This is a genomic window from Streptomyces sp. NPDC045287 (genome assembly GCF_056432325.1).
Genome location: NZ_JBWKJG010000008.1, coordinates 1 through 22,329, shown reverse-complemented (window position 1 = coordinate 22,329; position 22,329 = coordinate 1). Strand labels below are relative to the sequence as shown.

25 protein-coding genes and 1 riboswitch are annotated in these 22,329 nt (G+C 75.3%); of the genes, 14 read left to right on the top strand and 11 right to left on the bottom strand.

Translation table 11 applies throughout. The features are described 5' to 3' along the window. Nucleotides 1-8 precede the first annotated feature (8 nt). Nucleotides 9-140: riboswitch (cobalamin riboswitch) on the top strand. A gap of 36 nt (nt 141-176) precedes the next feature. Both cobN and AC07D6_RS15125 read left to right on the top strand, forming a co-directional pair. After that, complete coding sequence (cobN, locus tag AC07D6_RS15130) at nt 177-3,779, top strand: cobaltochelatase subunit CobN (RefSeq protein ID WP_479044581.1); 3,603 nt, start codon at nt 177-179, stop codon at nt 3,777-3,779. Between the two features lie 288 nt (nt 3,780-4,067). Beyond that, complete coding sequence (locus AC07D6_RS15125) at nt 4,068-4,946, top strand: NAD(P)H-binding protein (RefSeq protein ID WP_315877706.1); 879 nt, start codon at nt 4,068-4,070, stop codon at nt 4,944-4,946. 7 nt (nt 4,947-4,953) lie between these two features. On the opposite strand, the gene AC07D6_RS15120 is transcribed toward AC07D6_RS15125, so the two are convergent. Then, entirely contained in the window at nt 4,954-5,133 is a 180-nt protein-coding gene (locus AC07D6_RS15120; protein WP_315877705.1) for a hypothetical protein, read from the bottom strand. Nucleotides 5,134-5,214: 81 nt separating this feature from the next. Between AC07D6_RS15120 and AC07D6_RS15115 the strand changes: the two genes are divergently transcribed. From AC07D6_RS15115 to AC07D6_RS15105, 3 genes are all read left to right on the top strand, one after another. Continuing rightward, nucleotides 5,215-5,745, top strand: a complete 531-nt coding sequence (locus AC07D6_RS15115) for an FBP domain-containing protein (protein WP_315877704.1) — start codon at nt 5,215-5,217, stop codon at nt 5,743-5,745. Between the two features lie 665 nt (nt 5,746-6,410). Next, nucleotides 6,411-7,580 (top strand): DUF418 domain-containing protein, encoded by a 1,170-nt coding sequence (locus AC07D6_RS15110; RefSeq protein WP_315877703.1) that lies wholly within the window; start codon nt 6,411-6,413, stop codon nt 7,578-7,580. Nucleotides 7,581-7,665: 85 nt separating this feature from the next. After that, nucleotides 7,666-8,064: a VOC family protein gene (locus tag AC07D6_RS15105; protein ID WP_315877702.1), complete on the top strand. Its 399-nt coding sequence runs from the start codon at nt 7,666-7,668 to the stop codon at nt 8,062-8,064. A gap of 13 nt (nt 8,065-8,077) precedes the next feature. Here the strand turns inward: AC07D6_RS15105 and AC07D6_RS15100 are convergent, their stop codons facing one another. Beyond that, entirely contained in the window at nt 8,078-9,481 is a 1,404-nt protein-coding gene (locus tag AC07D6_RS15100; protein ID WP_315877701.1) for a D-alanyl-D-alanine carboxypeptidase family protein, read from the bottom strand. A 259-nt stretch (nt 9,482-9,740) separates the two neighbouring features. Here AC07D6_RS15100 and AC07D6_RS15095 point away from each other — a divergent pair, with 259 nt between their 5' ends. After that, nucleotides 9,741-10,538, top strand: a complete 798-nt coding sequence (locus AC07D6_RS15095; RefSeq protein WP_479044576.1) for a mechanosensitive ion channel family protein — start codon at nt 9,741-9,743, stop codon at nt 10,536-10,538. A 4-nt stretch (nt 10,539-10,542) separates the two neighbouring features. Here the strand turns inward: AC07D6_RS15095 and AC07D6_RS15090 are convergent, their stop codons facing one another. Then, complete coding sequence (locus AC07D6_RS15090) at nt 10,543-10,950, bottom strand: DUF6401 family natural product biosynthesis protein (protein ID WP_479044574.1); 408 nt, start codon at nt 10,948-10,950, stop codon at nt 10,543-10,545. Between the two features lie 200 nt (nt 10,951-11,150). Here AC07D6_RS15090 and AC07D6_RS15085 point away from each other — a divergent pair, with 200 nt between their 5' ends. Further along, complete coding sequence (locus tag AC07D6_RS15085; protein WP_315877698.1) at nt 11,151-11,513, top strand: SsgA family sporulation/cell division regulator; 363 nt, start codon at nt 11,151-11,153, stop codon at nt 11,511-11,513. A gap of 142 nt (nt 11,514-11,655) precedes the next feature. On the opposite strand, the gene AC07D6_RS15080 is transcribed toward AC07D6_RS15085, so the two are convergent. Continuing rightward, nucleotides 11,656-12,072, bottom strand: coding sequence for a four-helix bundle copper-binding protein (locus tag AC07D6_RS15080; RefSeq protein WP_479044571.1), 417 nt, complete (start codon nt 12,070-12,072; stop codon nt 11,656-11,658). A 322-nt stretch (nt 12,073-12,394) separates the two neighbouring features. Between AC07D6_RS15080 and AC07D6_RS15075 the strand changes: the two genes are divergently transcribed. From AC07D6_RS15075 to AC07D6_RS15060, 4 genes are all read left to right on the top strand, one after another. Continuing rightward, nucleotides 12,395-12,886, top strand: a complete 492-nt coding sequence (locus AC07D6_RS15075; RefSeq protein ID WP_479044568.1) for a FluC/FEX family fluoride channel — start codon at nt 12,395-12,397, stop codon at nt 12,884-12,886. Then, nucleotides 12,883-13,017 (top strand): hypothetical protein, encoded by a 135-nt coding sequence (locus AC07D6_RS15070; RefSeq protein ID WP_479044566.1) that lies wholly within the window; start codon nt 12,883-12,885, stop codon nt 13,015-13,017. The genes AC07D6_RS15075 and AC07D6_RS15070 overlap by 4 nt, the downstream gene beginning before the upstream one ends. Further along, nucleotides 13,014-13,376, top strand: coding sequence for a fluoride efflux transporter CrcB (crcB, locus tag AC07D6_RS15065; protein ID WP_479044564.1), 363 nt, complete (start codon nt 13,014-13,016; stop codon nt 13,374-13,376). Before AC07D6_RS15070 ends, crcB begins: the two co-directional genes overlap by 4 nt. Before the next feature lie 63 nt (nt 13,377-13,439). Further along, nucleotides 13,440-14,255 (top strand): DUF4037 domain-containing protein, encoded by an 816-nt coding sequence (locus AC07D6_RS15060; RefSeq protein ID WP_479044562.1) that lies wholly within the window; start codon nt 13,440-13,442, stop codon nt 14,253-14,255. A gap of 150 nt (nt 14,256-14,405) precedes the next feature. On the opposite strand, the gene AC07D6_RS15055 is transcribed toward AC07D6_RS15060, so the two are convergent. From AC07D6_RS15055 to AC07D6_RS15040, 4 genes are all read right to left on the bottom strand, one after another. Beyond that, nucleotides 14,406-15,134, bottom strand: coding sequence for a hypothetical protein (locus AC07D6_RS15055; RefSeq protein WP_479044559.1), 729 nt, complete (start codon nt 15,132-15,134; stop codon nt 14,406-14,408). Further along, nucleotides 15,131-16,339: an MAB_1171c family putative transporter gene (locus AC07D6_RS15050; RefSeq protein WP_479044557.1), complete on the bottom strand. Its 1,209-nt coding sequence runs from the start codon at nt 16,337-16,339 to the stop codon at nt 15,131-15,133. Before AC07D6_RS15050 ends, AC07D6_RS15055 begins: the two co-directional genes overlap by 4 nt. A gap of 75 nt (nt 16,340-16,414) precedes the next feature. After that, nucleotides 16,415-16,969 (bottom strand): toxin, encoded by a 555-nt coding sequence (locus tag AC07D6_RS15045; RefSeq protein ID WP_479044554.1) that lies wholly within the window; start codon nt 16,967-16,969, stop codon nt 16,415-16,417. Between the two features lie 78 nt (nt 16,970-17,047). Then, entirely contained in the window at nt 17,048-17,515 is a 468-nt protein-coding gene (locus AC07D6_RS15040; RefSeq protein ID WP_315877690.1) for a hypothetical protein, read from the bottom strand. A 487-nt stretch (nt 17,516-18,002) separates the two neighbouring features. Here AC07D6_RS15040 and AC07D6_RS15035 point away from each other — a divergent pair, with 487 nt between their 5' ends. After that, nucleotides 18,003-18,809, top strand: coding sequence for a VOC family protein (locus AC07D6_RS15035; RefSeq protein WP_479044965.1), 807 nt, complete (start codon nt 18,003-18,005; stop codon nt 18,807-18,809). Nucleotides 18,810-18,883: 74 nt separating this feature from the next. On the opposite strand, the gene AC07D6_RS15030 is transcribed toward AC07D6_RS15035, so the two are convergent. Next, nucleotides 18,884-19,294 carry a MerR family transcriptional regulator gene (locus AC07D6_RS15030; RefSeq protein WP_479044963.1) on the bottom strand — a complete coding sequence of 137 codons (411 nt, stop codon included), beginning with the start codon at nt 19,292-19,294 and terminating at the stop codon, nt 18,884-18,886. A 111-nt stretch (nt 19,295-19,405) separates the two neighbouring features. Then, entirely contained in the window at nt 19,406-19,771 is a 366-nt protein-coding gene (locus tag AC07D6_RS15025) for a PH domain-containing protein (RefSeq protein ID WP_315877688.1), read from the bottom strand. Nucleotides 19,772-19,864: 93 nt separating this feature from the next. Between AC07D6_RS15025 and AC07D6_RS15020 the strand changes: the two genes are divergently transcribed. Together AC07D6_RS15020 and AC07D6_RS15015 are read left to right on the top strand one after the other, a co-directional pair. After that, entirely contained in the window at nt 19,865-20,914 is a 1,050-nt protein-coding gene (locus AC07D6_RS15020; RefSeq protein ID WP_479044551.1) for an RICIN domain-containing protein, read from the top strand. A gap of 183 nt (nt 20,915-21,097) precedes the next feature. Further along, nucleotides 21,098-21,778 (top strand): CmcI family methyltransferase, encoded by a 681-nt coding sequence (locus AC07D6_RS15015; protein WP_479044549.1) that lies wholly within the window; start codon nt 21,098-21,100, stop codon nt 21,776-21,778. A gap of 155 nt (nt 21,779-21,933) precedes the next feature. Here AC07D6_RS15015 and AC07D6_RS15010 read toward each other — a convergent pair whose 3' ends face one another. Next, complete coding sequence (locus AC07D6_RS15010) at nt 21,934-22,242, bottom strand: hypothetical protein (protein ID WP_479044547.1); 309 nt, start codon at nt 22,240-22,242, stop codon at nt 21,934-21,936. Nucleotides 22,243-22,329: the final 87 nt, after the last annotated feature.

Sequence of the window (22,329 nt, the reverse complement as noted above, 5' to 3'; positions counted from 1 at the left end):
GCGCAGCCTCTACTATGCAGACGGCACAGGGTCCCAGGACCCTAGGGAGGAAGCACGGTGCGAATCCGGCGCGGTCCCGCCACTGTGAGCAGGGCCCCCGGGGTCCCGCGAGTCAGGAACTCCCGCCACCCACGACCACCCGGGGCGAGGACACCCCGAGGAAGGCCCGGCACGCCGTGATCCTGCTGCTGTCGCACTCCGACACCGACCTGCTGAGCGCCCGCGCGGCCGGAGGCCCGGTCGAGTACCGGTTCGCCAACCCCGCACGCCTCCCCATCGACGAGCTGCCCGGCCTCCTCGACGGCGCCGACCTCGTCGTCGTACGCCTCCTCGGCGGACTGCGCGCCTGGGAGGAGGGCATCGACCTGCTCCGCGCCCAGGACCGCCCCGTCGTCTTCCTCACCGGCGAACAGGCGCCCGACGCACAGCTCATGGAGGCGTCCACCGTCCCCATCGGCGTCGCCACCGAGGCCCACGCCTACCTCGCCCACGGCGGCCCGGACAACCTGGAGCAGCTCGCCCGGTTCCTGTCCGACACGGTCCTCCTCACCGGCCACGGCTTCGACCCGCCGGCCGCCGCCCCCACCTGGGGCCCCCTGGAGCGCACCCCCCGTGCCACCGACGGCCCGACCGTCGCCGTGCTCTACTACCGCGCCCACCACATGAGCGGCAACACCGCCTTCGTCGGCGCCCTGTGCGACGCCATCGAGGACGCCGGCGGACGCGCCCTCCCCCTGTACGTCGCCTCCCTGCGCGCCCCCGAGCCCGAGCTGCTCGACCGGCTGCGCGGCGCCGACGCCGTCGTCACCACCGTCCTCGCCGCCGGCGGCACCAAGCCCGCCGAGGCCCAGGCCGGCGGGGACGAGGAGGCGTGGGATGCGGGCGCGCTCGCCTCCCTCGACGTGCCCGTCCTCCAGGCGCTGTGCCTCACCGGTTCGCGCGCCGACTGGGAGGGGAACGACGAGGGCCTGTCCCCGCTCGACGCGGCCAGCCAGGTCGCCGTACCCGAGTTCGACGGGCGGCTCATCACCGTCCCGTTCTCCTTCAAGGAGATCGACGAGGACGGCCTGCCCGCGTACGTCCCCGACGCCGAGCGCGCGGCCCGCGTCGCCGGGATCGCCGTCCGCCACGCCCGGCTCCGGCACATCCCCAACGCCGAGAAGCGCCTGGCGCTGGTCCTCTCCGCGTACCCGACGAAGCACTCCCGCATCGGCAACGCCGTCGGCCTCGACACGCCCGCTTCCGCCGTCGCCCTGCTGCGCCGGCTGCGCGAGGAGGGGTACGACTTCGGCGACGAGGACGTGCCGGGCCTCGCGTCCGGCGACGGCGACGAGCTGATCTACGCCCTCATCGAGGCGGGCGGTCACGACCAGGACTGGCTCACCGAGGAGCAACTGGCCCGCAACCCGGTCCGCATCCCGGCCGCCGACTACCGGCGCTGGTTCGCGACGCTGCCGGAGGAGCTGCGCTCGGCCGTCGAGGAGCACTGGGGCCCGCCGCCCGGCGAGATGTTCCTCGACCGGTCCCGCAACCCCGAGGGCGACATCGTCCTCGCCGCGCTGCGCCGGGGGAACCTGCTCGTCCTCATCCAGCCGCCGCGCGGCTTCGGCGAGAACCCGATCGCGATCTACCACGACCCGGACCTGCCGCCGTCCCACCACTACCTGGCCGCCTACCGGTGGATCGCCACACCCGCGTCCGACGGCGGTTTCGGCGCGGACGCCATGGTCCACCTCGGCAAGCACGGCAACCTGGAGTGGCTGCCCGGCAAGAACGCCGGCCTGTCCGCCGCGTGCGGCCCCGACGCGGCCCTCGGCGACCTGCCGCTGATCTACCCGTTCCTCGTCAACGACCCCGGCGAGGGCACCCAGGCCAAGCGCCGCGCCCACGCCACGCTCGTCGACCACCTCGTACCGCCGATGGCCCGCGCCGACTCCTACGGCGACATCGCGCGGCTGGAGCAACTGCTCGACGAGTACGCGCAGATCTCCTCCATGGACCCGGCGAAGCTCCCCGCGATCCGCGCGCAGATCTGGACCCTCATCCAGGCCGCCCGCCTCGACCACGACCTCGGCCTGGAGGACCGGCCCGACGACGACGGGTTCGACGACTTCCTCCTGCACGTCGACGGCTGGCTGTGCGAGGTGAAGGACGCCCAGATCCGCGACGGCCTGCACGTCCTCGGCACCGCCCCGACCGGCCCCGAGCGGGTCAACCTGGTCCTGTCCATCCTCCGCGCCCGCCAGATCTGGGGCGGTACGCAGGCGCTGCCCGGGTTGCGCGAGGCGCTCGGCCTGGACGAGTCCGCCGCGACCCGCACCACCGCCGACGAGGCGGAGGCGAAGGCCCGCGCCCTCGTCGAGGCCATGGAGGAGGCCGGCTGGGACCCGGCCGCGGTCGCGTCCGTGGCGGAGGGCCACGGCGAACAGGTCGCCGCCGTCCTCGACTTCGCCGCCCGCCAGGTCGTGCCGCGCCTCGCCGCGACGACCGCCGAGCTCGACCACGCGGTGCACGCCCTCAACGGCGGTTTCGTGCCGGCCGGCCCGTCCGGCTCCCCGCTGCGCGGCCTGGTCAACGTCCTGCCGACCGGCCGGAACTTCTACTCCGTCGACCCGAAGGCCGTCCCGTCGCGCCTCGCCTGGGAGACCGGGCAGGCCCTCGCCGACTCCCTCCTGGAGCGGTACCGCGCCGACAACGGCGACTGGCCCACCTCGGTCGGCCTGTCCCTGTGGGGCACCAGCGCGATGCGCACCAGCGGCGACGACGTCGCGGAGGCGCTGGCGCTGCTGGGCGTCCGCCCCGTCTGGGACGACGCCTCGCGCCGCGTCACCGGCCTGGAGCCCATCCCGCTCGCCGAGCTGGGCCGCCCCCGCATCGACGTGACGCTGCGCATCTCCGGTTTCTTCCGCGACGCGTTCCCGCACACGGTCGGGCTGCTGGACGACGCGGTGCGGCTCGTCGCCTCCCTGGACGAACCGGCCGCGGAGAACCACGTCCGCGCCCACGCCCAGGCCGACCTGGCCGTCCACGGCGACGAGCGGCGCGCCACGACCCGCATCTTCGGCTCCCGCCCCGGTACGTACGGCGCGGGCATCCTCCAACTGATCGACTCCCGCGACTGGCGCACCGACGCGGACCTCGCCGAGGTGTACACGGTGTGGGGCGGCTTCGCGTACGGCCGCGGCCTGGACGGGCGGCCCGCGCGCGAGGAGATGGAGACGGCGTACCGGCGGATCGCCGTGGCCGCGAAGAACACGGACACCCGCGAGCACGACATCGCGGACTCCGACGACTACTTCCAGTACCACGGCGGCATGGTCGCCACCGTCCGCGCCCTGCGCGGCACGGCACCCGAGGCGTACATCGGCGACTCGACCCGCCCCGAGACGGTGCGGACGCGGACGCTGGTCGAGGAGACGTCCCGCGTGTTCCGCGCGCGCGTCGTCAACCCCCGCTGGATCGAGGCGATGCGCCGCCACGGCTACAAGGGCGCCTTCGAGCTGGCGGCGACCGTCGACTACCTCTTCGGGTACGACGCCACGACGAGCGTCGTCGCGGACTGGATGTACGACAGGCTGACCGAGGCGTACGTCCTCGACCCGGAGAACCGCGCCTTCCTCCAGGAGGCCAACCCGTGGGCCCTCCACGGCATCGCGGAGCGGCTGCTGGAGGCCGAGTCCCGCGGCATGTGGGCGAAGCCGGACCCGCAGGTGCTGGAGGCGTTGAAGCAGGTGTACCTGGAGACCGAGGGGAACCTGGAGGGCGGGGACGCCGAGTAGCGCCCGGACGTGCCGGCGCGCCCCGGGCGGAGGTCTTCGCACGGGGCGCACGGGCCGGGCGGCCGGCACGGGCCGCGCGAGCGGGGCGGACCGCACGGGCCGGGTGGACCGCAAGGTCCGGGTCGACCGCGTAGACGCACAGGCCGCGTAGACGCACAGGCCGCACGGAACGCGCGGGCCGGACGGACCGCCCAGATCACGGGAGCCGGACGGACCGCGTGGATCGTACGGGCCGCCCGGGTGCCGCTCCGGGTGCCGGCGGGCGGCGCGGGACGGAGACTGGTCCGTATGAGCGATGACGTCGTGGCCGTGACCGGGGCCAGTGGACGGGTCGGGCGGCGGGTGGCCGACCGGTTGGGCGCGGCCGGGGTGCCCCTGCGGCTGGTGGGGCGGGACCCCGGGCGGCTGCCGGACGTGCCGGGGGCCGTGAAGGCGCCGCCCGCCGCGTACGGGGACGGGGAGGCGATGCGGGCCGCGCTGGACGGGGCCGACACGCTGTTCCTGGTGTCGGCGCACGAGAGCCCGGGCCGCGTGGCGGAGCACCGCACGGCCGTCGACGCGGCCGTGGCGGCGGGGGTCGGGCGGATCGTGTACCTGTCGTTCCAGGGCGCCGCGCCCGACGCGACCTTCACCTTCGCGCGCGACCACTGGCACACGGAGCAGTACGTCCGCGCCCACGAGGGCCTGGCGCACACGTTCCTCCGCGACAACTGGTACCTCGCGGGCATCCCCGCGATGACCGGCGGGGACGGCGTCATCCGCGGCCCGGCGGGGAACGGCAGGGTCGCCGCCGTCGCGCACGAGGACGTCGCCGACGTGGCCGCGGCGGTCCTGCTCGCCCGCGACGGGCGGCACGACGGCGCCGCGTACGACGTGACGGGCGGTGAGGCGTTCACCCTCGCCGAAGCGGCCGAGGAGATGTCCCGGGCCACCGGCCGGACCGTCCGCTACGTCCCGGAGACCCGCGACGAGGCGTACGCGTCGCGCGCGGGGTACGGCGCCGAACCGTGGGAGGTCGACGGCTGGGTCAGCTCGTACGAGGCGGTCGCCCGCGGCGAGCTGGGCGCGGTCTCCGACACCGTCGAGCGGCTGGCGGGACACGCGCCCATGACCCTGCGGGAGTTCCTGGCGGAGCACCCGCGGAGCTACGCGCACCTGACGGGGTAGGCCGGGTTCAGTCCTCGCCCAGGACGATGTGCCACTCCCGCGCCGCCGGGTCCTCGGACTCTCTGTCCGTGCGCGCGGGCCTGCACGTGCGGACTCTGCCCTGGATGTCCCGGAAGAGCGAGATCGGCTGGGGGGAAGAGGGCGTCTGGGTGCCGCCGCCGGAACCGGCGGCCGTCTGTGTACTCATGGCGACCGAGTACCCACGGAAAGCGAACCAAACGGAAAATCACATGCGTACCACCCCAGGCGTCCCGTACGGTCGGACCACGTGGAACCCCTCTCCGAGAAACAGATCCGCGCGTCCTTCGTGAACTGCTCCAAGGGCGACGCGGCCCGCCTCAAGCTCCCGGCCGACTTCGCCGACCTCCCCTGGGACGACCTGGACTTCCTCGGCTGGCGCGACCCCGGCGCCCCCCTCCGCGCCCACATCGTCCTCCCCCCGGGCGCCGTGCCGGGGCAGGCGGGCGACGGCCCCGTCGGGATCACCCTGCGGGTGCCGGAGAAGGCCCGTACCAGCGCCGTGAAGTCGAGCCTCTGCCGGATCTGCCTCACCGGGCACGCCTCCTCCGGCGTCACGCTGCTCGCCGCGGCGCGCGCGGGCGCCTCCGGCCGGGACGGCAACACCGTCGGCATCTACGTCTGCTCCGACCTCGCCTGCTCGCTGTACGTGCGCGGCAAGCGGCAGCCCGCGCTCCGCACCCGCTACGAGGAGTCGCTCGGTGTGGAGGAACGGATCGAGCGGATGCGGACCAACCTCCTCGCGTTCGTGGAGAACGTACGGCTGCCGGTCGCCGCATGAGCGCCGGGAGCGATGGTGCGCGGCGGGGAACCGGCGCGCGGCCTGCCCACCGCCCCGCGTCGCGCGCCACCGCGCCGACCTGACCACACCCCGCGCCACCACCGCCTCCTCCCGGCGGCCCTTCACGCCTCCCGGCGGTCCCTCACCCCTTCCGGTGGTCCCTCACTCCTCCCGCGTCGTTCCCTACTCCGGATTTCCGGATCCCCGGGTCCCCGGGTCGGCCGTCCCGGTCGTGGCGTCCCGGCAGCCCACCGCCGACACGGCCGCCGGCCACGGCGTGCGGGCGTCGTGCCCCCACCGCCGCACCCCCACCGCCACGGGGCCGCCACCGGCGACGGCCGGCCCACCGCCGACGACGGCCGGGCCGCCGGGCCGCCCGAGGGGTGGGTGGAGCAGGGCGCGCGGCGGCCGGGGTGTACGTCGCGGGCAGGAGGACCCGTACCGGCGGCGGCACGGACTACATCCTTCGGCGCAGCGGCGGTTCGTCCCCGGACACGACGCACCGGGGCAGGGCCCTGCGGACGATGGGACGCATGACGACAGGAACGACGGGGACGACGGGATCGGCAGGGCCGACAGGGCCGGCGGGCCCTGCGGGAGCCGCGGGCACCGGAGCGCGCGGGGCGGAGGCCGGCGGGGGGACCGGTGGCCGGGCCGGCGGGCGGATGCCGCTGCTGGACGTGCTGCGCGGGGTCGCGATCCTGGGCACGCTGATGACCAACGTGTGGATCTTCACCGGTCCGGGTGCCGAGTGGGGCGTCCTCACCGGTGGAACGACACCGGGCGGGTCGACCGGCGCGGCCGGGGACGTGGCGGAGGCCGTGTTCCGGCTGGCCGCGGACGGCAAGTTCCTGTCGCTGCTGACGATCCTGTTCGGCGCGGGGCTGGCCATCCAGTACCGGTCGGCCGAGCGGCGCGGCGAGCCGTGGCCGGGCCGGTACCGGTGGCGGGCGCTGTTCCTCTTCGTCGAGGGCACCCTGCACTTCCTGCTGGTCTTCGCGTGGGACGTGCTCATGGGGTACGCCGTGACGGCCCTGTTCACCGCCTGGCTGCTGACCCGCTCGGCGCGGGCCCGCCGCCGTGCGGCGGTGTGGGCGGCCGGGCTGCACCTGACGCTGATGGGGCTGCTGACGGCCGCGCTCGTCGCGTACGGGGACGGGGGCGACGGCGTGTCGCCGGAGGTCGTGGACCTGTACGCGCACGGGAGCTGGGCGGACCAGGTCGCGTTCCGGCTGGAGAACGCCGTCGCCCTGCGGCTGGAGCCGGTCCTCACCTTCGGCCTGCTGCTGTTCCTGTTCCTGCTGGGCGTGCGGCTGCTGCGGGCGGGGGCGTTCGGCGCGGACGGGACGGGGCGGCGGATCCGGGCGCGGATGCTGCGGTGGGGCCTCGGCCTGGGCGTGCCGCTGAACGCGGCGTGCGCGGCGGGCGGCGAGGACTGGTTCCTGCTGGGCCGGTACGGGGCGGCGCCGCTGGTCGCGGTCGGGTACATCGGCCTGGTCGGCGCCGTCGTGGACCGGGTCCGGCGCCCGGGCCCGCTGACGCGGGGCCTCACGTCCCTGGGCCGCACGGCCCTGTCCGGGTACGTCCTGCAGAACCTGCTGTGCGTCCTCGTCTCGTACGGGTTCGGCCTCGGGCTGGCGGCGCGGTTGGGCGGCGGGGGCCGCGGCTGGGAGCCGTGGTGGGTGATGGGCCTGTGGGCCGCGGTCTGTGTCCTGCTGCTCGTCGCGTCGTCGCTGTGGCTGCGGCGGTTCCCGGCGGGGCCGCTGGAGTCGGCGCAGCGGTGGGCGCTCGGGCTGACCGAAAAGCGCTCGACACCCGCGGGACGGTCTTCCTAGGCTCGACGGCGCGGCATCGCGTGCCGGTCACCGACCGGGTGAGGCATGGAGGTGTCCGCGAGATGCCTGACGGAGGCATTCCACCATGCCGGTAGAGCTCAACCACACGATCGTCGCCGCGCGGGACAAGCGGGAGTCCGCCGAGTTCCTCGCCCACGTGCTCGGACTGGAGGTCGGCGCCGAGACGGGGCCGTTCCTCCCGGTGCAGACCGCCAACGGGGTCACCCTCGACTTCGCGACGGTCCCCGAGGAGCACATCACCATGCAGCACTACGCGTTCCTGATCTCGGAGGCCGAGTTCGACGCGGCCTTCGAGCGGATCCGGCGGGCCGGGATCCCGTTCTGGGCCGACCCGCGCCAGGAGCGGCCCGGCGAGATCAACCGCAACGACGGCGGGCGCGGACTGTACTTCCTCGACCCGTCCCGCCAGGCCATGGAGATCATCACCCGCCCGTACGGGAGCGGGGCCGACCCGGCCGCCTGACCGGCGGCGCCCCCTAGCGTGCCGCGCGCCGCCGCACCGTCCACAGGGTCGCGGCGGCCGCGCACGCCGAACCGACCAGGAGGACGGGGACCAGGGGGCTGGACGACGGCTCGGCGCCCGCCGCCACCGCCGTTCGCGCCGCCGCCGGGCGGGGCGCGGCGGGGTCGGACGCATCGGGGGCGCCACCGGACGGGGCGGTGCCCCGGGCGGGCGCACCGCGGGCGGGGAGCGGGGCCCCGGGCCCGGCGGCGGGCACCTCACCGGAGGCGGAGGCGGGGGCCGGGGCGGGGCCGGGCACGGAGGCGGTGGCGGGGGCCGCGCCGGGCGCCCTTCCCGCGACCGTCGCCCGGCCCGCCTCGGGCGCGACCGGTGCCTCCGGTGCCGCGGACGTCACGGGCCTCGCGGCGGCGGGCGGCAGCAGCGACCCGACGGGCCGGACCTTCGCGCCGGGGCCGAACCCCCAGTCCAGCAGTTGCCTGGCCTCCTCGTACACCGCGCTTCCGCCGCCGGAGCGCGGGTTCATGACCGTCACGACGAGGGTGCGTCCGCCGCGCCGGGCGGCGGCGATCAGGGTGTGGCCGGCGCCGCTGGTGTAGCCGTTCTTCACGCCGAGGACGCCGGGGTAGCGGGCGACGCCGTCCTCGCCGGTGAGGAGGCGGTTGGTGTTGCGGATGCCGTACGACCAGCCGTCCGCCGGGAACGTCGCGTACGGCAGGGCGCAGTACCGGGCGAAGTCCGGGTCGCGCAGCCCCTCGCGGCCGAAGACGGCGAGGTCGTACGCGGACGAGACCTGGCCCGGAGCGTCGTACCCGTCCGGCGACACGACCTTCGTGTCGAGCGCGCCGAGGGCCCGGGCGGTGGCCTCCATCTGGCGCGCGGTGGCCTCCCAGCCGCCGTTGAGGCCGGCCAGGACGCGGACGGCGTCGTTCCCGGAGTGCAGGAACACCCCGCGCCAGAGGTCCGCGACCTGGTACGTCACGTCCTCCTTCACGCCGACGAGGCTGCTGCCCGCGCCGATGCCGGCGAGCTCCCGCTCGGACACGGTGTGCCGCGCGGTCTGCGACAGCCTGGGCAGCACGGTGAGCGCGAAGAGGGCCTTCAGGGTGGAGGCGGGCGGCAGCCGCTTGTGGGCGTTGTGCGCGGCGAGGACGTCACCGGTGTCGGCGTCCGCGACGAGCCAGGAGCGCGCCGACAGGGCGGGCGGCGGGGCGACGCCGGACGGGAGCCGCACCTGCGTGCCGTCCCGGTGCAGCAGCGCCGGGTCGGCGGGGGCGCCGGGGCGGGGCGGCATCGGCTCGCTCGGGCGGGGCGCGGCGACCGACACGGCGGACGACAGCACGAGCAACGGCAGGAGGAGGACGAGCAGCAGGAGGGCGACGAGACCCGCGGCGAAGCGGGCCGAAGAACCGACGATCATTCCGTCACGGTAGGAACCCTGCGCCCGCCCCGCTCCCCGGCGTGCACCAACCGGCGTACGGCCCCCGCCCCACCGCCCCCGGCACCCACCCGACCGGGTGGTGCCGCCCCGCCGTCCGGGGCACCCGCTTCCGGGCCCCGCTCCCCGCCGTCAGCCGGACGGCCCTGCCGGAGGCCGCCCGGGGAGCACGGCCGGGCCGGCGCTGGTATCCCGGAGGGGTAAGCGTCCCATGGGGGGCTCGCCGAGCGGAGGGCCACGCATGACCCAGTACCCCTCGACCACCGTTCTCGCGGTGGACTTCCAGCAGGGCGTCACCGACGCCTGGTCGAAGGTCGCGCAGTTCGTCCCGAAGTTCGTGGCGTTCCTGGTCATCCTGGCCATCGGCTGGTTCGTGTCCAAGGTCATCGCCAAGGTGGTGGACCGGGTCCTGCGGAAGGTCGGTTTCGAGCGGCTCAGCGAGCGCGCGGGGTCCTCCCGGGCGCTCGCGAACTCGCAGTACGACGCGACCGGCATCCTGAGCAAGGTCGTCTACTACGGGCTGCTCCTCGTCACCCTGCAGCTCGCCTTCGGCGTCTTCGGGCCGAACCCGATCAGCGGCATGATCGACGGCATCGTCGCCTGGCTGCCGAGGGCCCTGGTCGCGCTGGTCCTGGTGGTCGTCGCGATGGCCATCGCCAACGCCGTCCGCACCGTCGTGCGCGGCGTCCTCTCCGGCGTCTCGTACGGCAACACGGTCGCGACCGTCGTCTGGGGCGTGATCGTCGCACTCGGCGTGATCGCCGCGCTGAGCCAGGCCGGCATCGCCACGGCCGTCACCCAGCCCGTGCTGTACGCGGTGCTCGCGACGGCGGCCGGCATCCTGATCGTCGGGGTCGGCGGCGGCGCGATCGTCCCGATGAGGCACCGGGTGGAGCGCTGGATGAGCGCCGCCGAGCAGGAGTCCTCGAAGGCCCGCACCGGCTCCGGGGCCTACCTGGCCGGCCGTGAGGACGCGGTGTCCGGGCAGCGCGAGCAGGAGCGGGAGCGCCGCGGTACGGGCGGGGCGAACCGGATCTGAGCCGTCAGTCCGCGTCCCGGTCCGCGTCCCGGTCCTGGACCGCCTTCCGCTCCCGGTCCCGGTCCCGGACCGCGTCCGGGGTGCGGTCGCCGTCGCGGACCGGCCCGCCCAGCAGGTCGTAGCGGTGTATCAGCCAGCAGACGGCCGTCAGCCGGCACACCGCGAAGTCGTACCCCGGCGGCTCGTCCCAGCCGGTCTCGGCGAGGGCGTCGAGGAAACCGAGCGCGTAGTCGGAGAGCACCTCCCCGTCGGGCGGCCCCGGCACGAGGTCCGGGCCGGCGGCGCCGACGCGCTCGCGCACCGCGGCGACGTGTTGGTCGACGGCGGCGGCGAAGCCGGGCTCGAAGGCGAACTCGGCCAGGCGCGGCGCGAACGTCGTGGCGACGGCGGCGAGGGGCGTCAGGGAAGGCACCCGCCCACGGTAGGCGGGGCATCCCCTCCCCGAAGAACTCCAAAGCCGACATGCGACACATCTCACGCTGAACGTACGATAGTTGATCAATCAGTCACGGTCCGGGCCGATTCGCGGTCAGCAGGATAGGGGCCGCTCCTCGGGGGCACCTGGGAGGGAACTTCTTTCGGAGCCCGCCCCGAGAACCCCGGGAGGAACCCATGAACGCGGTCCTGCACGACAAGCTCTTCATGCGCCTTCACGAACTGCCGGTGCTGGCCCACATGACCTATGACGAGACCGACCCGTACGCGGTGCGCGTGGCGTTCACGGACGGCGAATACGTGTACGCGGAGTGGCGGTTGGACCGGGAGATGCTGCGGGAGGGGATGCGGCGCGCGGTCGGGGAGGGCGACGTCCGGATATGGCCGGGCGTGCACATAGAGCTGTGCGGCGAGGCCGACTTCACGGTGGGCGAGGAGTCACTGGCGCGCTTCCTGGAGCGGACGTACGAGGTGGTGCCGGAGGGCGAGGAGCGGGTGGACGTGGACGGCCTGGTGAGCCGTCTCCTCACCGCCGGCTGAGCCCCGCCCGGCCGGGACCCGGCGGGGCGGGGCTCGACGGGGCCGCCCGGGGGCGCGGGGCCGCCCGGGGCACCGGTCACCGGGGTACCCGAGGGTGCGCACCGGCCACCAGGACACCCGGGGGCGCGCATCGGCCACCGGGTCACCCGAGGGTGCCGAGGAGTTCGCCGCACGCCTGCTCGCAGCGGCGGCAGGCCTCCGCGCAGACGCGGCAGTGCTCGTGCCGGGAGGCGTGCTGCTCGCACTCGTCGGCGCAGGTGGAGCAGGCGACGGCGCAGGCGCGCAGGACGGCGCGGGTCAGGTTGGCGTCGTAACCGGTGTGGCGCGACAGGACGGAGCCGGTGGCCTGGCAGATGTCGGCGCAGTCCATGTTGGTGCGGATGCACTTGGCGAGCGCGTCGAGGTGGTGGACCTCGGAGAGGCACGCATCGGCGCAGGCACTGCACGCCTGGGCGCAGGCGGTGCACTCCTCGACGCAGCGGACGAGCTTCTGGCGGTCGACGCCGCCGAGGTCTGCGGGGTAGGTGCGGAGCATGTCTTCGACGACGAGGGAAGCCATGGGGGTTCGCCTCCAGCAGGTGGATTCCGTGTCGTACCCGTCCAGTGTCCCGCCGGGGCGGGGAGCCCGCAGCGGGGACGGACCCGCGGGACGCGTGCGGGTTCGTGCGACGCGTGCGGGCCTGCGGGACACGTGCGGGCTTGCGGGACGCGTGCGGATTCGTGCGACGCGTGCGAACCGGAGGGGCCTGTGCGAACCCGCGGGATCTGTGCGAACCCGCGGGGCCCGTGTGAGCCCGTGTGACGTGTGCGGGCCCGTGTGGCCTGTGCGGTGCCGCCGGACCGGCCGCGACCGGGCCCTGCGGCGACTAGGCTGCTCGGCCGTGACCCCGAAGCCCCCGGAGGACCGCTCCGCGCCCGGAGCGCGCGAGGCCCGTGGCCGTGGCGTCCGCCCGCGCCGGTCCGCCGCCCTCGACGGCCCGCTGCTCGGCGCCGTCGCCCTGGGCGGGGCGCTGGGCGCGGGAGCGCGGTACGGGGTGGCGTTGGCGCTGCCCACCGCGCCGGGCGGGTTCCCCTGGGCGACGCTGTGGACGAACGTCGCCGGTTGCGCGCTCATGGGCGTGCTCATGACGGTGCTCGACGAGGTGCGGCGCCCGCACCGCCTGCTGCGGCCCCTGGTCGGCACGGGGGTGCTGGGCGGGTTCACGACGTTCTCGACGTACGCGCTGGAGACCCGCGTGCTGCTGGAGCGGGGCCACGTCCTGACGGCGTTCGCGTACCTGGCGGGCACGCTGGTCGCGGCGCTGCTGGCGGTCGCGGTGGCGGCGCGGGCGACACGGGGCCTGCTGGCGCCGGTGCGGAGGAGGCGGGCATGACGGGGTGGATCCGGCCGGCGGGCGCGGTGGCGCGGCCGACGGCCCCCGGCGGGGTGCCGGACCGGCGGCACCGCGGGCCGCTGTGCGCGGAGGCCGCGCCCCGCGCCCACGGGGCGGGCCCGGTCGGATGACGTGGCTGCTGGTCCTGGTGGGCGGAGCGCTGGGCGCCCCGCTGCGGTACCTGGCGGACCGGGCGGTCCAGGCCCGCCACGGCACGGCCTTCCCGTGGGGCACCCTGACGGTCAACGTCCTCGGCTCCCTCGTCCTGGGCGTTCTCGCGGGCGCGGCGGTGGCGGCCCCGGCGTACGCCCTGCTGGGCACGGGCCTGTGCGGCGCGCTGACCACGTACTCCACCTTCTCGTACGAGACGCTCCTCCTGACCCGCGCGGGCACCCCCCGGTACGCGGCCCTCAACGCGGTGGTGACGGTCGCCGCGTCCCTGGGCGCCGCGGCGGCGGGCCTGGCCCTGGGCCGCGCGCTCGGCGCCTAGACCGCGGCGCGGGCGGCGACAAACCCGTCGCGGGCGGCGGGGCGGTCCTCCCAGACTGGGGGCATGGAACACGTGGCGGAGATCGCGGAGCGGCTGGTCGGGGTGCGGGGCGTCGTCGGGGTGTGCCTGGGCGGGAGCCGGGCGCGGGGGGCGGAACGGGCGGACTCCGACTACGACCTGGGGCTGTACTACCGGGCGCCCCTGGACACCGGCGCGCTGCGGGTGCTCGCGGCCGAGCTGGCCGGCGGGGCCGTCGACGTGACGGAACCCGGCGGCTGGGGGCCCTGGGTGGACGGCGGGGCGTGGCTGACCGTGGACGGGCGGCGGATCGACTGGATCTACCGGGACCTCGACCGGGTGCGCCGGATCTGGGAGCAGTGCCGGGCCGGGCGGTACGAGGTCGGGGCGCAGGCCGGGCACCCGCTGGGGGTGTACTCGCACGCGTACGTCGGGGAGCTGGCCCTCGGGCGGGTGCTCGCCGACCCGTCCGGCGAACTGGCGGCCCTCCGCGAGCGGGTCCGGCACTACCCGGCCCCCCTGCGGGACGCCCTCGTCGACAACGCCCGCTGGGAGGCGCCCTTCATCCTGGCGGGCGCCCGCAAGGGGGCGGCGCGCGGGGACGCCTTCTACGTCGCGGGGTGCCTCTTCCGCGCGGTCGGCCTCCTCGTCCACGCCCTGCACGCCCACGCCGGGACCTGGGTGCTGAACGAGAAGGGCGCCGTGGACGAGGCCGGTCGGCTCGCCTGCGCGCCCGCCGGTTTCGCCCCGCGCGCCCACGCCCTGTTCGCCGCCGCCGGGACCTCGCCCGCGTCCCTGCACGCCGCCCTGGACGACGCCGACCGCCTGACCGGCGAGGTCATGCGCTCCCTCGGCGCCTGACGGCCCGGCGAGGCCCGCCGTACTCGCCGCGCCCTCCGTGCCGGTCACGGGGCCGTGCCGGTCGTGGGGACCGTCCCGGACGCGGGGCCGGAGCGACCGGTGGGGCCGGGGCCGTGTCGGTGGCGGCCGGGGCGGCGCGGGGAGGCCGCGTCACCCCGGCAGGTACGCCAGCGCCGTCGCCGCGCCGAGGCCCGCGCCCGCCAGGGTCTGGGCCGTGGTGTGGTAGCGGAGCGCCACGCGCGACCAGCAGACCGCGGCGGTCACGCCGTACGCGAGCAGCCACCACGCCGAGTGGACGCAGGCCAGCAGCGTCACCACCGACGACGCGACCGCCGAGTCCACGGAGATCTTCCACACCGTGTTGACGGCGAGCAGCCCCACCGTCATCACCCACAGCGCGAGCATGGCGATCAGGATGCCGGTCGGCGCGCCGCCCAGGACCATGAGCGCCGAGCCCGTACCGATCGAGCCGAGGATCACGAAGAAGATCGGCGCGCGCTTGGTGCGGTCCACGACGTGCCGATCGCCCCAGCGGCCCCGGCCGCGCTCCCACTCGATGTACGCGGCCGGAACGATGCCCGCGCACAGGGCGCCCAGCAGGCCCCACAGGAGGCCCGTCCAGTGGCCGGCCGCGGAGGCGCCGATGGCGAGCATGCCGCCGAGCAGGACGTTGCGCGGCTGGAGGGCGTCGGTCACCCGCCGGGCCGCGGTCACGACCGGATCCGGGTCCGGGGCCGTAGGCGGGTCCGGGTTCGGGTTCGGGTCCGTGGACGCGTTCAGGTCCGTGGACGGGTTCAGGTCCGTGGACGGGTTCGGGTCCGTGGACGGGTCCGTGGACGGGGCCGTGGACGGGTCCGGGTTGGGGTTCGTGGCCGTCATGCGAGCAACCGCCTCGCGCTCTCCTCCGGTATCGACCGGTACGCCTGGGCGACCCGCACCAGCCACGCCACCTCACCGTCCTGGTCCGCCGCCTGGCGGGTGTCGAAGTCCGCCGCCTCGCCCGCCGGGGCGCCCGCCGTCTTCGCCGCCAGCGCGGCCTTGATCCAGTACGCATCCGCCACCGGGCCCGCCGAGCCGGCCGCCTCGCGCGCCGCCGGGAGCAGCCCGTCCGGCACGTGGTGGCGGAGCTTCTCCACCGCGTCCGCGATGTCCGCCGCCCACCGGTCGACCCGCAGGTCGGCCGGGGTGCCGAAGCGGGTCAGCTCCCGCGCCAGCGACGCGGGCGGCGCGAACGGCTGGTCGGGGAAGGCCGCCATCAGCTCCCGCCACAGCGGGTGGAGCGCGACCTGCGCCCGCCACAGCCGCACCCGCCGCCAGCCCGTGCTGAACGCCGGGATGGACGCCCCGATCGCGAACAGCGCGAACAGCAGGACCTGCGCCGCCTCCGTCGCCTTGTCGAAGGTCCGCGCGAAGTCGACGGTCGGCTCCTCCACGACGCTGATCCACAGGAACAGCGTCCGGCTCACCGTGTACCCGACGCCGATGAACATCGCCGCCGTCATCATCCCGAGCCCCACCCGCAGGTGCCGCAGCGGCGCGTTCGCCGTCGCCAGGGCCCACTGGTACGCGCACACGGCCGACGCGGCGCCCAGGTACAGGTAGAACACCGTCATGTAGAGCGACGCGCCCCACTGCCCGGCGTGGTCCGACACGAAGCGGTCCGAGGGGGCGGAGCGGTCGACGACGGTGAAGAACAGGACGGTCAGCAGGACCAGCGTCGCCACCGACGCCTTCGTCGCGACCTGCTGGATCACCCGCGCGAAGCGCACGTGGCGCGGCACGGTCCCGCCGTCCGGGTACGAACCGTAGATCGCCACGATGTAGCTGAGGATCGCCAGGATCGCGATCGTCGCCGTGTAGTGCTTGATGAGGACGGCCAGGTCGACGACCGGGCTGTTGTTGAGGCTGGTGCGGACGACGTGGGTCTTCGTCCACAGGGCGGCGGCGAACCCCGCGTAGCAGCCCCACAGGGCGCGGCGGCGCCGGTCCTCCTCGTCGCCCCACAGCGCCGCCGGCATCCGCCACAGCGCCACGGCCGTCATCAGGGCGGCCACCAGGTAGCCGGCCAGGTCAAGGGAGGTCAATTCACTTCCTCGGGGGAGGGGGAGGGAGGGGGGCCCACCGGGGGGACGCCGGCGGCACCGGCGCTCCTCCCGCCGTCAGTCGCGGCGGAAGAAGCCCCGGCGGCGGTGCGCGACCGGTCGGGACAGGGAGTTCGCCAGCCGCCCCACCATGTCGTCGCTCGGCACCTCCCGCGCCATGCGCGGGATCAGCGACGCGCCGAGCTCCGCGATCCGCTCGTCATGGGTGTCGTACTGGGCGCGCGCCTGGACGGTGGTGCCCGACTCCATCACGCGGGAGATCAGCGACGCGTCGAAGACCGGCAGGAGGCGGCGCAACTGCTCGGCGTCGAGGGACGTGCCGTGGTCGAACCACTCGTGGCACAGCTCGTGCAGGATGACGTGTTGCGTCTGGTACGTGGTGGGGCGGCGCCGGTACAGGACGAAGCTCGTGCCGCCGGTCTTCAGGCGCAGTCCGCACGCGGAGTCGACGCGCGCGAGGCGGTCCGGGAGCTCCCGCAGGACGATGCGGCGGCCCCGCGCGGCCTCCATGTTGGCGACCAGCTCCGGGATGCCGAACGGCGCCGGGATCGGGAGGGCGGCCAGTCCGGCCTCGCACTCTCTGCGCAGTGCGCGCATGGACTGCTGGGACATGGGGACCTCTTGATCGGAGTCACGCGTGTGTGACCTGCGATCGGCGAGTTTAGCCAACCGGGCGCGGCCACGTGTTCGTCAACGGCCCCCGGCGCCGCCCGCCGGAGGCTCCGAAGGGCCCTCTCCCTGCGCTTCCTTGAGCAGCGACAGCGCGAACTCCAGCAGCTCCGCCGGCAGGCCCGCGTCGTCCACGCCCCGGCCCGCGAGGCCGCTGATCTCGCCGGTACGGCGCTTCGCGAGGAACTGGAGCCCCGCGACCACGTCGTCGACGACCTCGGACTCCTCCTTGAAGAACCGCCAGTCCACGCCGAAGCCCAGGCCCAGCGCCTTCAGGATGTCCTCGGACGGGTGGGTGACCTTGCCCGCGAGGATGTTGGAGAAGTAGCTGTGCGAGAGGGAGCCGCCGCGCTCCCTGACCAGCTCGGCGAAGGCCCGGCCCGAGACCCTCTGGCCCGGGAACGTCTTCTCCACCATGTACGCGACCTTCTGCTGCAGCGTTCTCAGCTCGGGTGCCGCGGTGCGCTCCCCGCCGTTGCCGTCGTCCATCCCGGTCCCCACGTTCGCGTCCGCCGCTTCTGCGCGGTCAAGTCAACGGGCCCGTACTGTACCGACCCCGGCCCGGACGGTTCAGGTCCGGAGCGGGCTTGCGCAAACACTCTACGTCACTGTTAACTCGAAAAAACACGGACAGGGGGCCACGAGGGGAGTCCCTTGTCCGTGCGGGAACGCGTGTGCCCGGGTCCTGCCCCACGGCCGGACCGGGCACACGCGGTCGAGTCCTTCGCCGAGCTGGGCCGAGTCGCGCCGAGCCGCGTCGTGCCGCGTCGCGTCGTGCCGCGCCGAGCTGGGCTGAGCCGCGCCGAGCCGCGCCGCGCTGTGCGCGGGCCGGATGCGGCCGTGCGTGGTCCGCGCGTGGTCCGTGCGTAGTCCGCGCGTGGGGCGCCCCCGGGACCTGCCGCGCGCCCTCCCGTACCGGTGGATAGCGTGGCAAGTCGGACCAGGGAAACCGCTCGTGACCCGTGAGGTGACCGCCATGGCCGGACAACCCGAGGGCATGCCCGTCTGGGTGGACGCGATGTTCACCGACCTGGGGGGCGCCAAGGGCTTCTACGGTGAGGTGCTGGGCTGGACCTTCGACGAGGGGGTCGCGGAGTACGGCGACCGCACGCGGGCGTACGCCGGGGGCAGGGCGGTCGCCGCGGTCGTCCCGCCCCTGCCGGCCCGGGACGACGAGGCGCCGTGGTCCACCTGGTGCCTGTACTTCGCCTCCTCCGACGTGGAGGCCGCCGCGCGCAGGGTGCGGGAGAACGGCGGCCGGGTCGTCACGGGGCCGGCGGTGGTGGGGGAGCCCGGGCCGGCGCTGCTCGCCCGCGACCCGGACGGCGTCGCGTTCGGCGTCTGGCAGCCGGAGGCCCAGCGGGGCTTCGAGGCGCGGTCCGTGCCCGGCGCGTACCGCTGGGCGGAGGTCGTCACGCGGGACGTCGCGAAGGCCGACGCGTTCTTCCCCGCCGTCTTCCCGTTCGCGGTGAGGCGTCCGGCGGACGGGCACGCGGACGTCGCGGTCTTCCACCTCGGGGACGAACCGGTGCTCGGCCGGAGGCGGATGGGGGAGGGCTTCCCGCCGGACATGCCGCCGTTCATGAGCGTGTACTTCGCCGTCGACGGCGTCGACGCGGCGGTCGGGCGGGCCACGACCCACGGCGCCAAGGTGGTGTCCGGGCCGGCGGACGGCCCGTCCGGCCGGTCCGCGACGCTGCTGGACCCGTGGGACGCGCCGTTCTCGCTGATCGACGCCGCGCGGACGGAGGACGAGCCGCCCGGGACGGCCGCCGGACCCTGACCCCGCGCGCCCCCGAGCCCCCGCGCGCCCCGGCCCCGCCCGGCCTGGTCAGCCGGTTTGGTCAGCCGACCGGGTCAGCCGACCGGGTCCAGGTGGACGCGCAGCGCCCCGGCGAGTTCCTCGGCCCTGCGCAGCCGGACGCGCAGCACCTCGCACCGCGCCTCGACGGCCCCGCGGTACGCGTCGAGGCGGGCCCGCAGCAGCTCCCGCTCCTCCCCGGACGGCGGGTCGTCCGGCGCGGCCAGCCGGTCGGTGAGGGCCAGTACGTCGCGCATCTCGTCCATGGTGAAGCCGAGCGGCCTCATCCGGCCCACGACCAGCAGCCGCTCCACGTCGGCCGCGGTGTACAGCCGGAAACCGCCCTTGGTGCGGGCGGACGGGGCGGCGATCCCCACGTCCTCGTAGTAGCGGATCGCGCGCAGCGACAGGCCGGTCCGTTCGGCCACCTCGCCGATCCGCATCTGCCACCGCTGGTCGTCCGCCATCACCGCGCCCGCCTGCCTCGTCGCCGCCCGCGTCACCCGCGCGCCCACGCTGGATCGGCCCAGCTTACGTACGGGGCCCGCCCCGGCCGGGACGGCGGCGGCGCGCCGCCGTCACCGTGCCACGAACTGCGTAAGGATCGCCTGCACCTCGTAGATGTCGACGCCCTTCGTGAACGTCTTCTGGACCGGGACCTGGCTGCCGGAGATCCAGATCTTCAGCTCGGCGTCGAGGTCGAACGTGCCCGCCGTCTCCACCGAGAAGTGCGTGATGCTGCGGTACGGGATCGAGTGGTACTCGACCTTCTTGCCCGTGATCCCCTGCTTGTCGACGAGGATCAGGCGGCGGTCGGTGAACAGGACCGTGTCGCGGATCAGCAGGAACGCGGCGTACACCCGCTCGTCGGGGCCGAGGAGCCGCGCGTACTCCTGCTGCGCGTTCGCCGGGTCGACGGTGTGCGCGTTGCCGAACAGTGCCATGAGAGCCCCCCGCGGATCGATTCGTACGATCGTCGCACTGTACCGTCGCCGGACGGCGCGACGAGTGACGGCACGGCCAGGGCGAGGAACAGGGTGAACCAGCGACCACACGGCAGCGACCCGCACGGGTGGGACCCGGAGGCGACGGAACTCCTCCCGCCGACCCGGGGCACGTACCCGCCACCGGACCCGTACGGGCCCCCGTCCCCGTCCCCGTCCGCGTACCCGTCGCCGGACCCGTACGGCCCCCCGTCCCCGTCCGCGTACCCGTCGCCGGACCCCTACGGCCCCCCGTCCCCGTCCGCGTACCCGTCGCCGGACCCCTACGGCCCCCCGTCCCCGTCCACCCACCCGTCGTCCGCCCACCCGCCGGACGCGTACGGGCCCCCGCCCGCAGACGCGTACGGGCCCCCGCCCGCAGATGCGTACGGGCCCCCGCCCGTGGAGGCGACGCGGCCGTTGCCGCGCGTCGAGGACGAACCGCCGTCGCGCCCGCCCGCGTCCCGCCGCACGCGCGGTCTGCCCAGGGCGGTGCTCGTGGCCGCCGCGATCGCCGTGTGCGCGGTCGCGGGCCTGGCGATCGGCGCCGCCCTGGGCGGCGGGGAGGCGCCCGAGGCGGCCCCGGCCCCCGGCACCACCCCGGCCGCCGCGCCCTCCGGCAGCCCGGTCCCGGCCCCCACTCCCACCCCGACCCCGACCCCCTCCGCGACGCGACCGCCCGTCCCCACCGGAACGTTCGTCCTGGTCGACCCCGCGACCGGCCGGGCGGCCGACGTCCAGTCCGGCGCCACCCACGACGGCGCGCCCGTCATCGCCTGGGAACGCCACGCCCAGCCCAACCAGCAGTGGCAACTGGACGACCTCGGCGACGGCCACGTCCGGATCCGGGCCGTCCACTCGGGCCTGTGCCTCCAGCCCGCCGACCCGCTCGGCCCCGGCGCCGTCGTCGTCCAGCGACCCTGCGTCGACGGTGACGCCCAGCGCTGGGTGCCGACCCCGTCCGCCGACGCGGCCACCCACACGTTCACCCTGAAGGGCTGGGGCCTCGCCCTGGCCCCCACCGGCCCGGAGAACGGCTCCCCGCTGAGCCTCCAGGCCCCCGACGCCGCCGCCCCGCGCGGCTGGGCGCTCCAGGCACCGTAGACACCCGCCCGCGCGCGTGGTTCGCTCGGAAGCGTGGAGGCGCCCGAGGAGTCCGCGGACCGCGGGGAACACACGGAGCACACTGAGCGCACGGTCCGCACAGAACACACAGGTCGCGTAGAACACACAGGCCGTGCAGACCACACGGGCCGCGCGGAAGGCGACGACGCGCTGCCGCCGCGCGTGGAGGCGGCGCTGGACGGCGACGTCCGCACGTACTGGAGGGCACGGGAGCGGCAGCACGTCCGCGACGTCTACGCCGGGGTGCGGATCAAGAAGTTCCCCGAGGACCTGCGGATGCTGGAACACCTGATGTGGCTCTCCCGCAGCCAGGTCGTCGTGGAGCTGGGCACGCACTTCGGCGGGTCCGCGCTGTGGTTCCGCGACCGGCTGCGCGCCCTCGCCGGGTACGGCCGCGTGCCGCGCGACGTCCGGGTCGTCACCCTCGACCTGAGCCAGGACAAGGCGCGCGCCGCCCTGTCGGCCGCCGACCCGTCGTACGATGACGGCATCACGCTGCTGGAGGGCGACATCACCGACCCGGACACGGCCCGGCGCACCCGCGAGGCGCTCCCGGCCGGGGCGCGCTGCCTGGTCGTCGAGGACACCCTGCACACGTACGACACGACGGCCGCCGCGCTGCGGAACTTCGCGCCGCTGGTGCCGGTCGGCGGGTTCTTCCTGGTCGAGGACGGCATCGTCGACGTGCCGGAGCTGAGGCCGCCGGGCATGCCGGGCGGCGTCCGGCCCGCCGTGCGGGACTGGCTGGCCGGCCCGGACGGCGCGGGCTTCCGGCAGCGGCGCGACCTGGAGCGGTACGGGCTCACGTGCCACCCGGGCGGCTGGCTGGAGCGGGTGCGGTAGACCGGCCGAAGGCCGTCGCGAGCGACACCCCCGCCGGCGTGTCCCGGGAATCCGGGCTGCTGTGTGGAAGCCGTTCCCGCTGGGGCCCGGAGGGGATGTGGTGCGTTTCCCAGCGGGGGCGGGAGGTGGAGGTGGGGTCTGCAAGGAGGGGTCGTTCAGATCCTCTCCCAGGTGTGTGGGCCTTCGTGTTCGTCGTACATCGAGCACGCGTCCATGCCGTCGGGGCTGGTTGCCGGGCAGTCGGGCAGCAGGAGGACCCGTGGTTCCGGGTTGTTCCATTTCGCCCACTCCACCCACACCGCTCCCACGGTCAGGCTGATCACGCAGGCCCGGTGCGGTGCGTCGTGCCCGCCCGGCTCCAGACAGAAGACCGGTCCCACCCCCGGTGGTTCGCGCCACCGTTCGGTGATCTCCGTCGTGGTTTCCTCGGGGAGGGTGAATCCGTACCAGCAGTTACCGATCACGTTGGTCGGTACACCTGCCGTGAGCCGGGCGTCATGACCCAGGGTCGGGGCCGGCCGGCCAGGTGCAGCACCCGGCCGCCGGCGCCG

Bases quoted from the DNA above. Each gene is read 5' to 3' on its own strand.
- AC07D6_RS15125 (WP_315877706.1), top strand. From the start codon at position 4,068: ATGAGCGATGACGTCGTGGCCGTGACCGGGGCCAGTGGACGGGTCGGG.
- AC07D6_RS15120 (WP_315877705.1), bottom strand. From the start codon at position 5,133: ATGAGTACACAGACGGCCGCCGGTTCCGGCGGCGGCACCCAGACGCCC.
- AC07D6_RS15110 (WP_315877703.1), top strand. From the start codon at position 6,411: ATGCCGCTGCTGGACGTGCTGCGCGGGGTCGCGATCCTGGGCACGCTG.
- AC07D6_RS15105 (WP_315877702.1), top strand. From the start codon at position 7,666: ATGCCGGTAGAGCTCAACCACACGATCGTCGCCGCGCGGGACAAGCGG.
- AC07D6_RS15100 (WP_315877701.1), bottom strand. From the start codon at position 9,481: ATGATCGTCGGTTCTTCGGCCCGCTTCGCCGCGGGTCTCGTCGCCCTC.
- AC07D6_RS15095 (WP_479044576.1), top strand. From the start codon at position 9,741: ATGACCCAGTACCCCTCGACCACCGTTCTCGCGGTGGACTTCCAGCAG.
- AC07D6_RS15085 (WP_315877698.1), top strand. From the start codon at position 11,151: ATGAACGCGGTCCTGCACGACAAGCTCTTCATGCGCCTTCACGAACTG.
- AC07D6_RS15080 (WP_479044571.1), bottom strand. From the start codon at position 12,072: ATGGCTTCCCTCGTCGTCGAAGACATGCTCCGCACCTACCCCGCAGAC.
- AC07D6_RS15070 (WP_479044566.1), top strand. From the start codon at position 12,883: ATGACGGGGTGGATCCGGCCGGCGGGCGCGGTGGCGCGGCCGACGGCC.
- crcB (WP_479044564.1), top strand. From the start codon at position 13,014: ATGACGTGGCTGCTGGTCCTGGTGGGCGGAGCGCTGGGCGCCCCGCTG.
- AC07D6_RS15060 (WP_479044562.1), top strand. From the start codon at position 13,440: ATGGAACACGTGGCGGAGATCGCGGAGCGGCTGGTCGGGGTGCGGGGC.
- AC07D6_RS15055 (WP_479044559.1), bottom strand. From the start codon at position 15,134: ATGACGGCCACGAACCCCAACCCGGACCCGTCCACGGCCCCGTCCACG.
- AC07D6_RS15045 (WP_479044554.1), bottom strand. From the start codon at position 16,969: ATGTCCCAGCAGTCCATGCGCGCACTGCGCAGAGAGTGCGAGGCCGGA.
- AC07D6_RS15040 (WP_315877690.1), bottom strand. From the start codon at position 17,515: ATGGACGACGGCAACGGCGGGGAGCGCACCGCGGCACCCGAGCTGAGA.
- AC07D6_RS15035 (WP_479044965.1), top strand. From the start codon at position 18,003: ATGGCCGGACAACCCGAGGGCATGCCCGTCTGGGTGGACGCGATGTTC.
- AC07D6_RS15030 (WP_479044963.1), bottom strand. From the start codon at position 19,294: ATGGCGGACGACCAGCGGTGGCAGATGCGGATCGGCGAGGTGGCCGAA.
- AC07D6_RS15025 (WP_315877688.1), bottom strand. From the start codon at position 19,771: ATGGCACTGTTCGGCAACGCGCACACCGTCGACCCGGCGAACGCGCAG.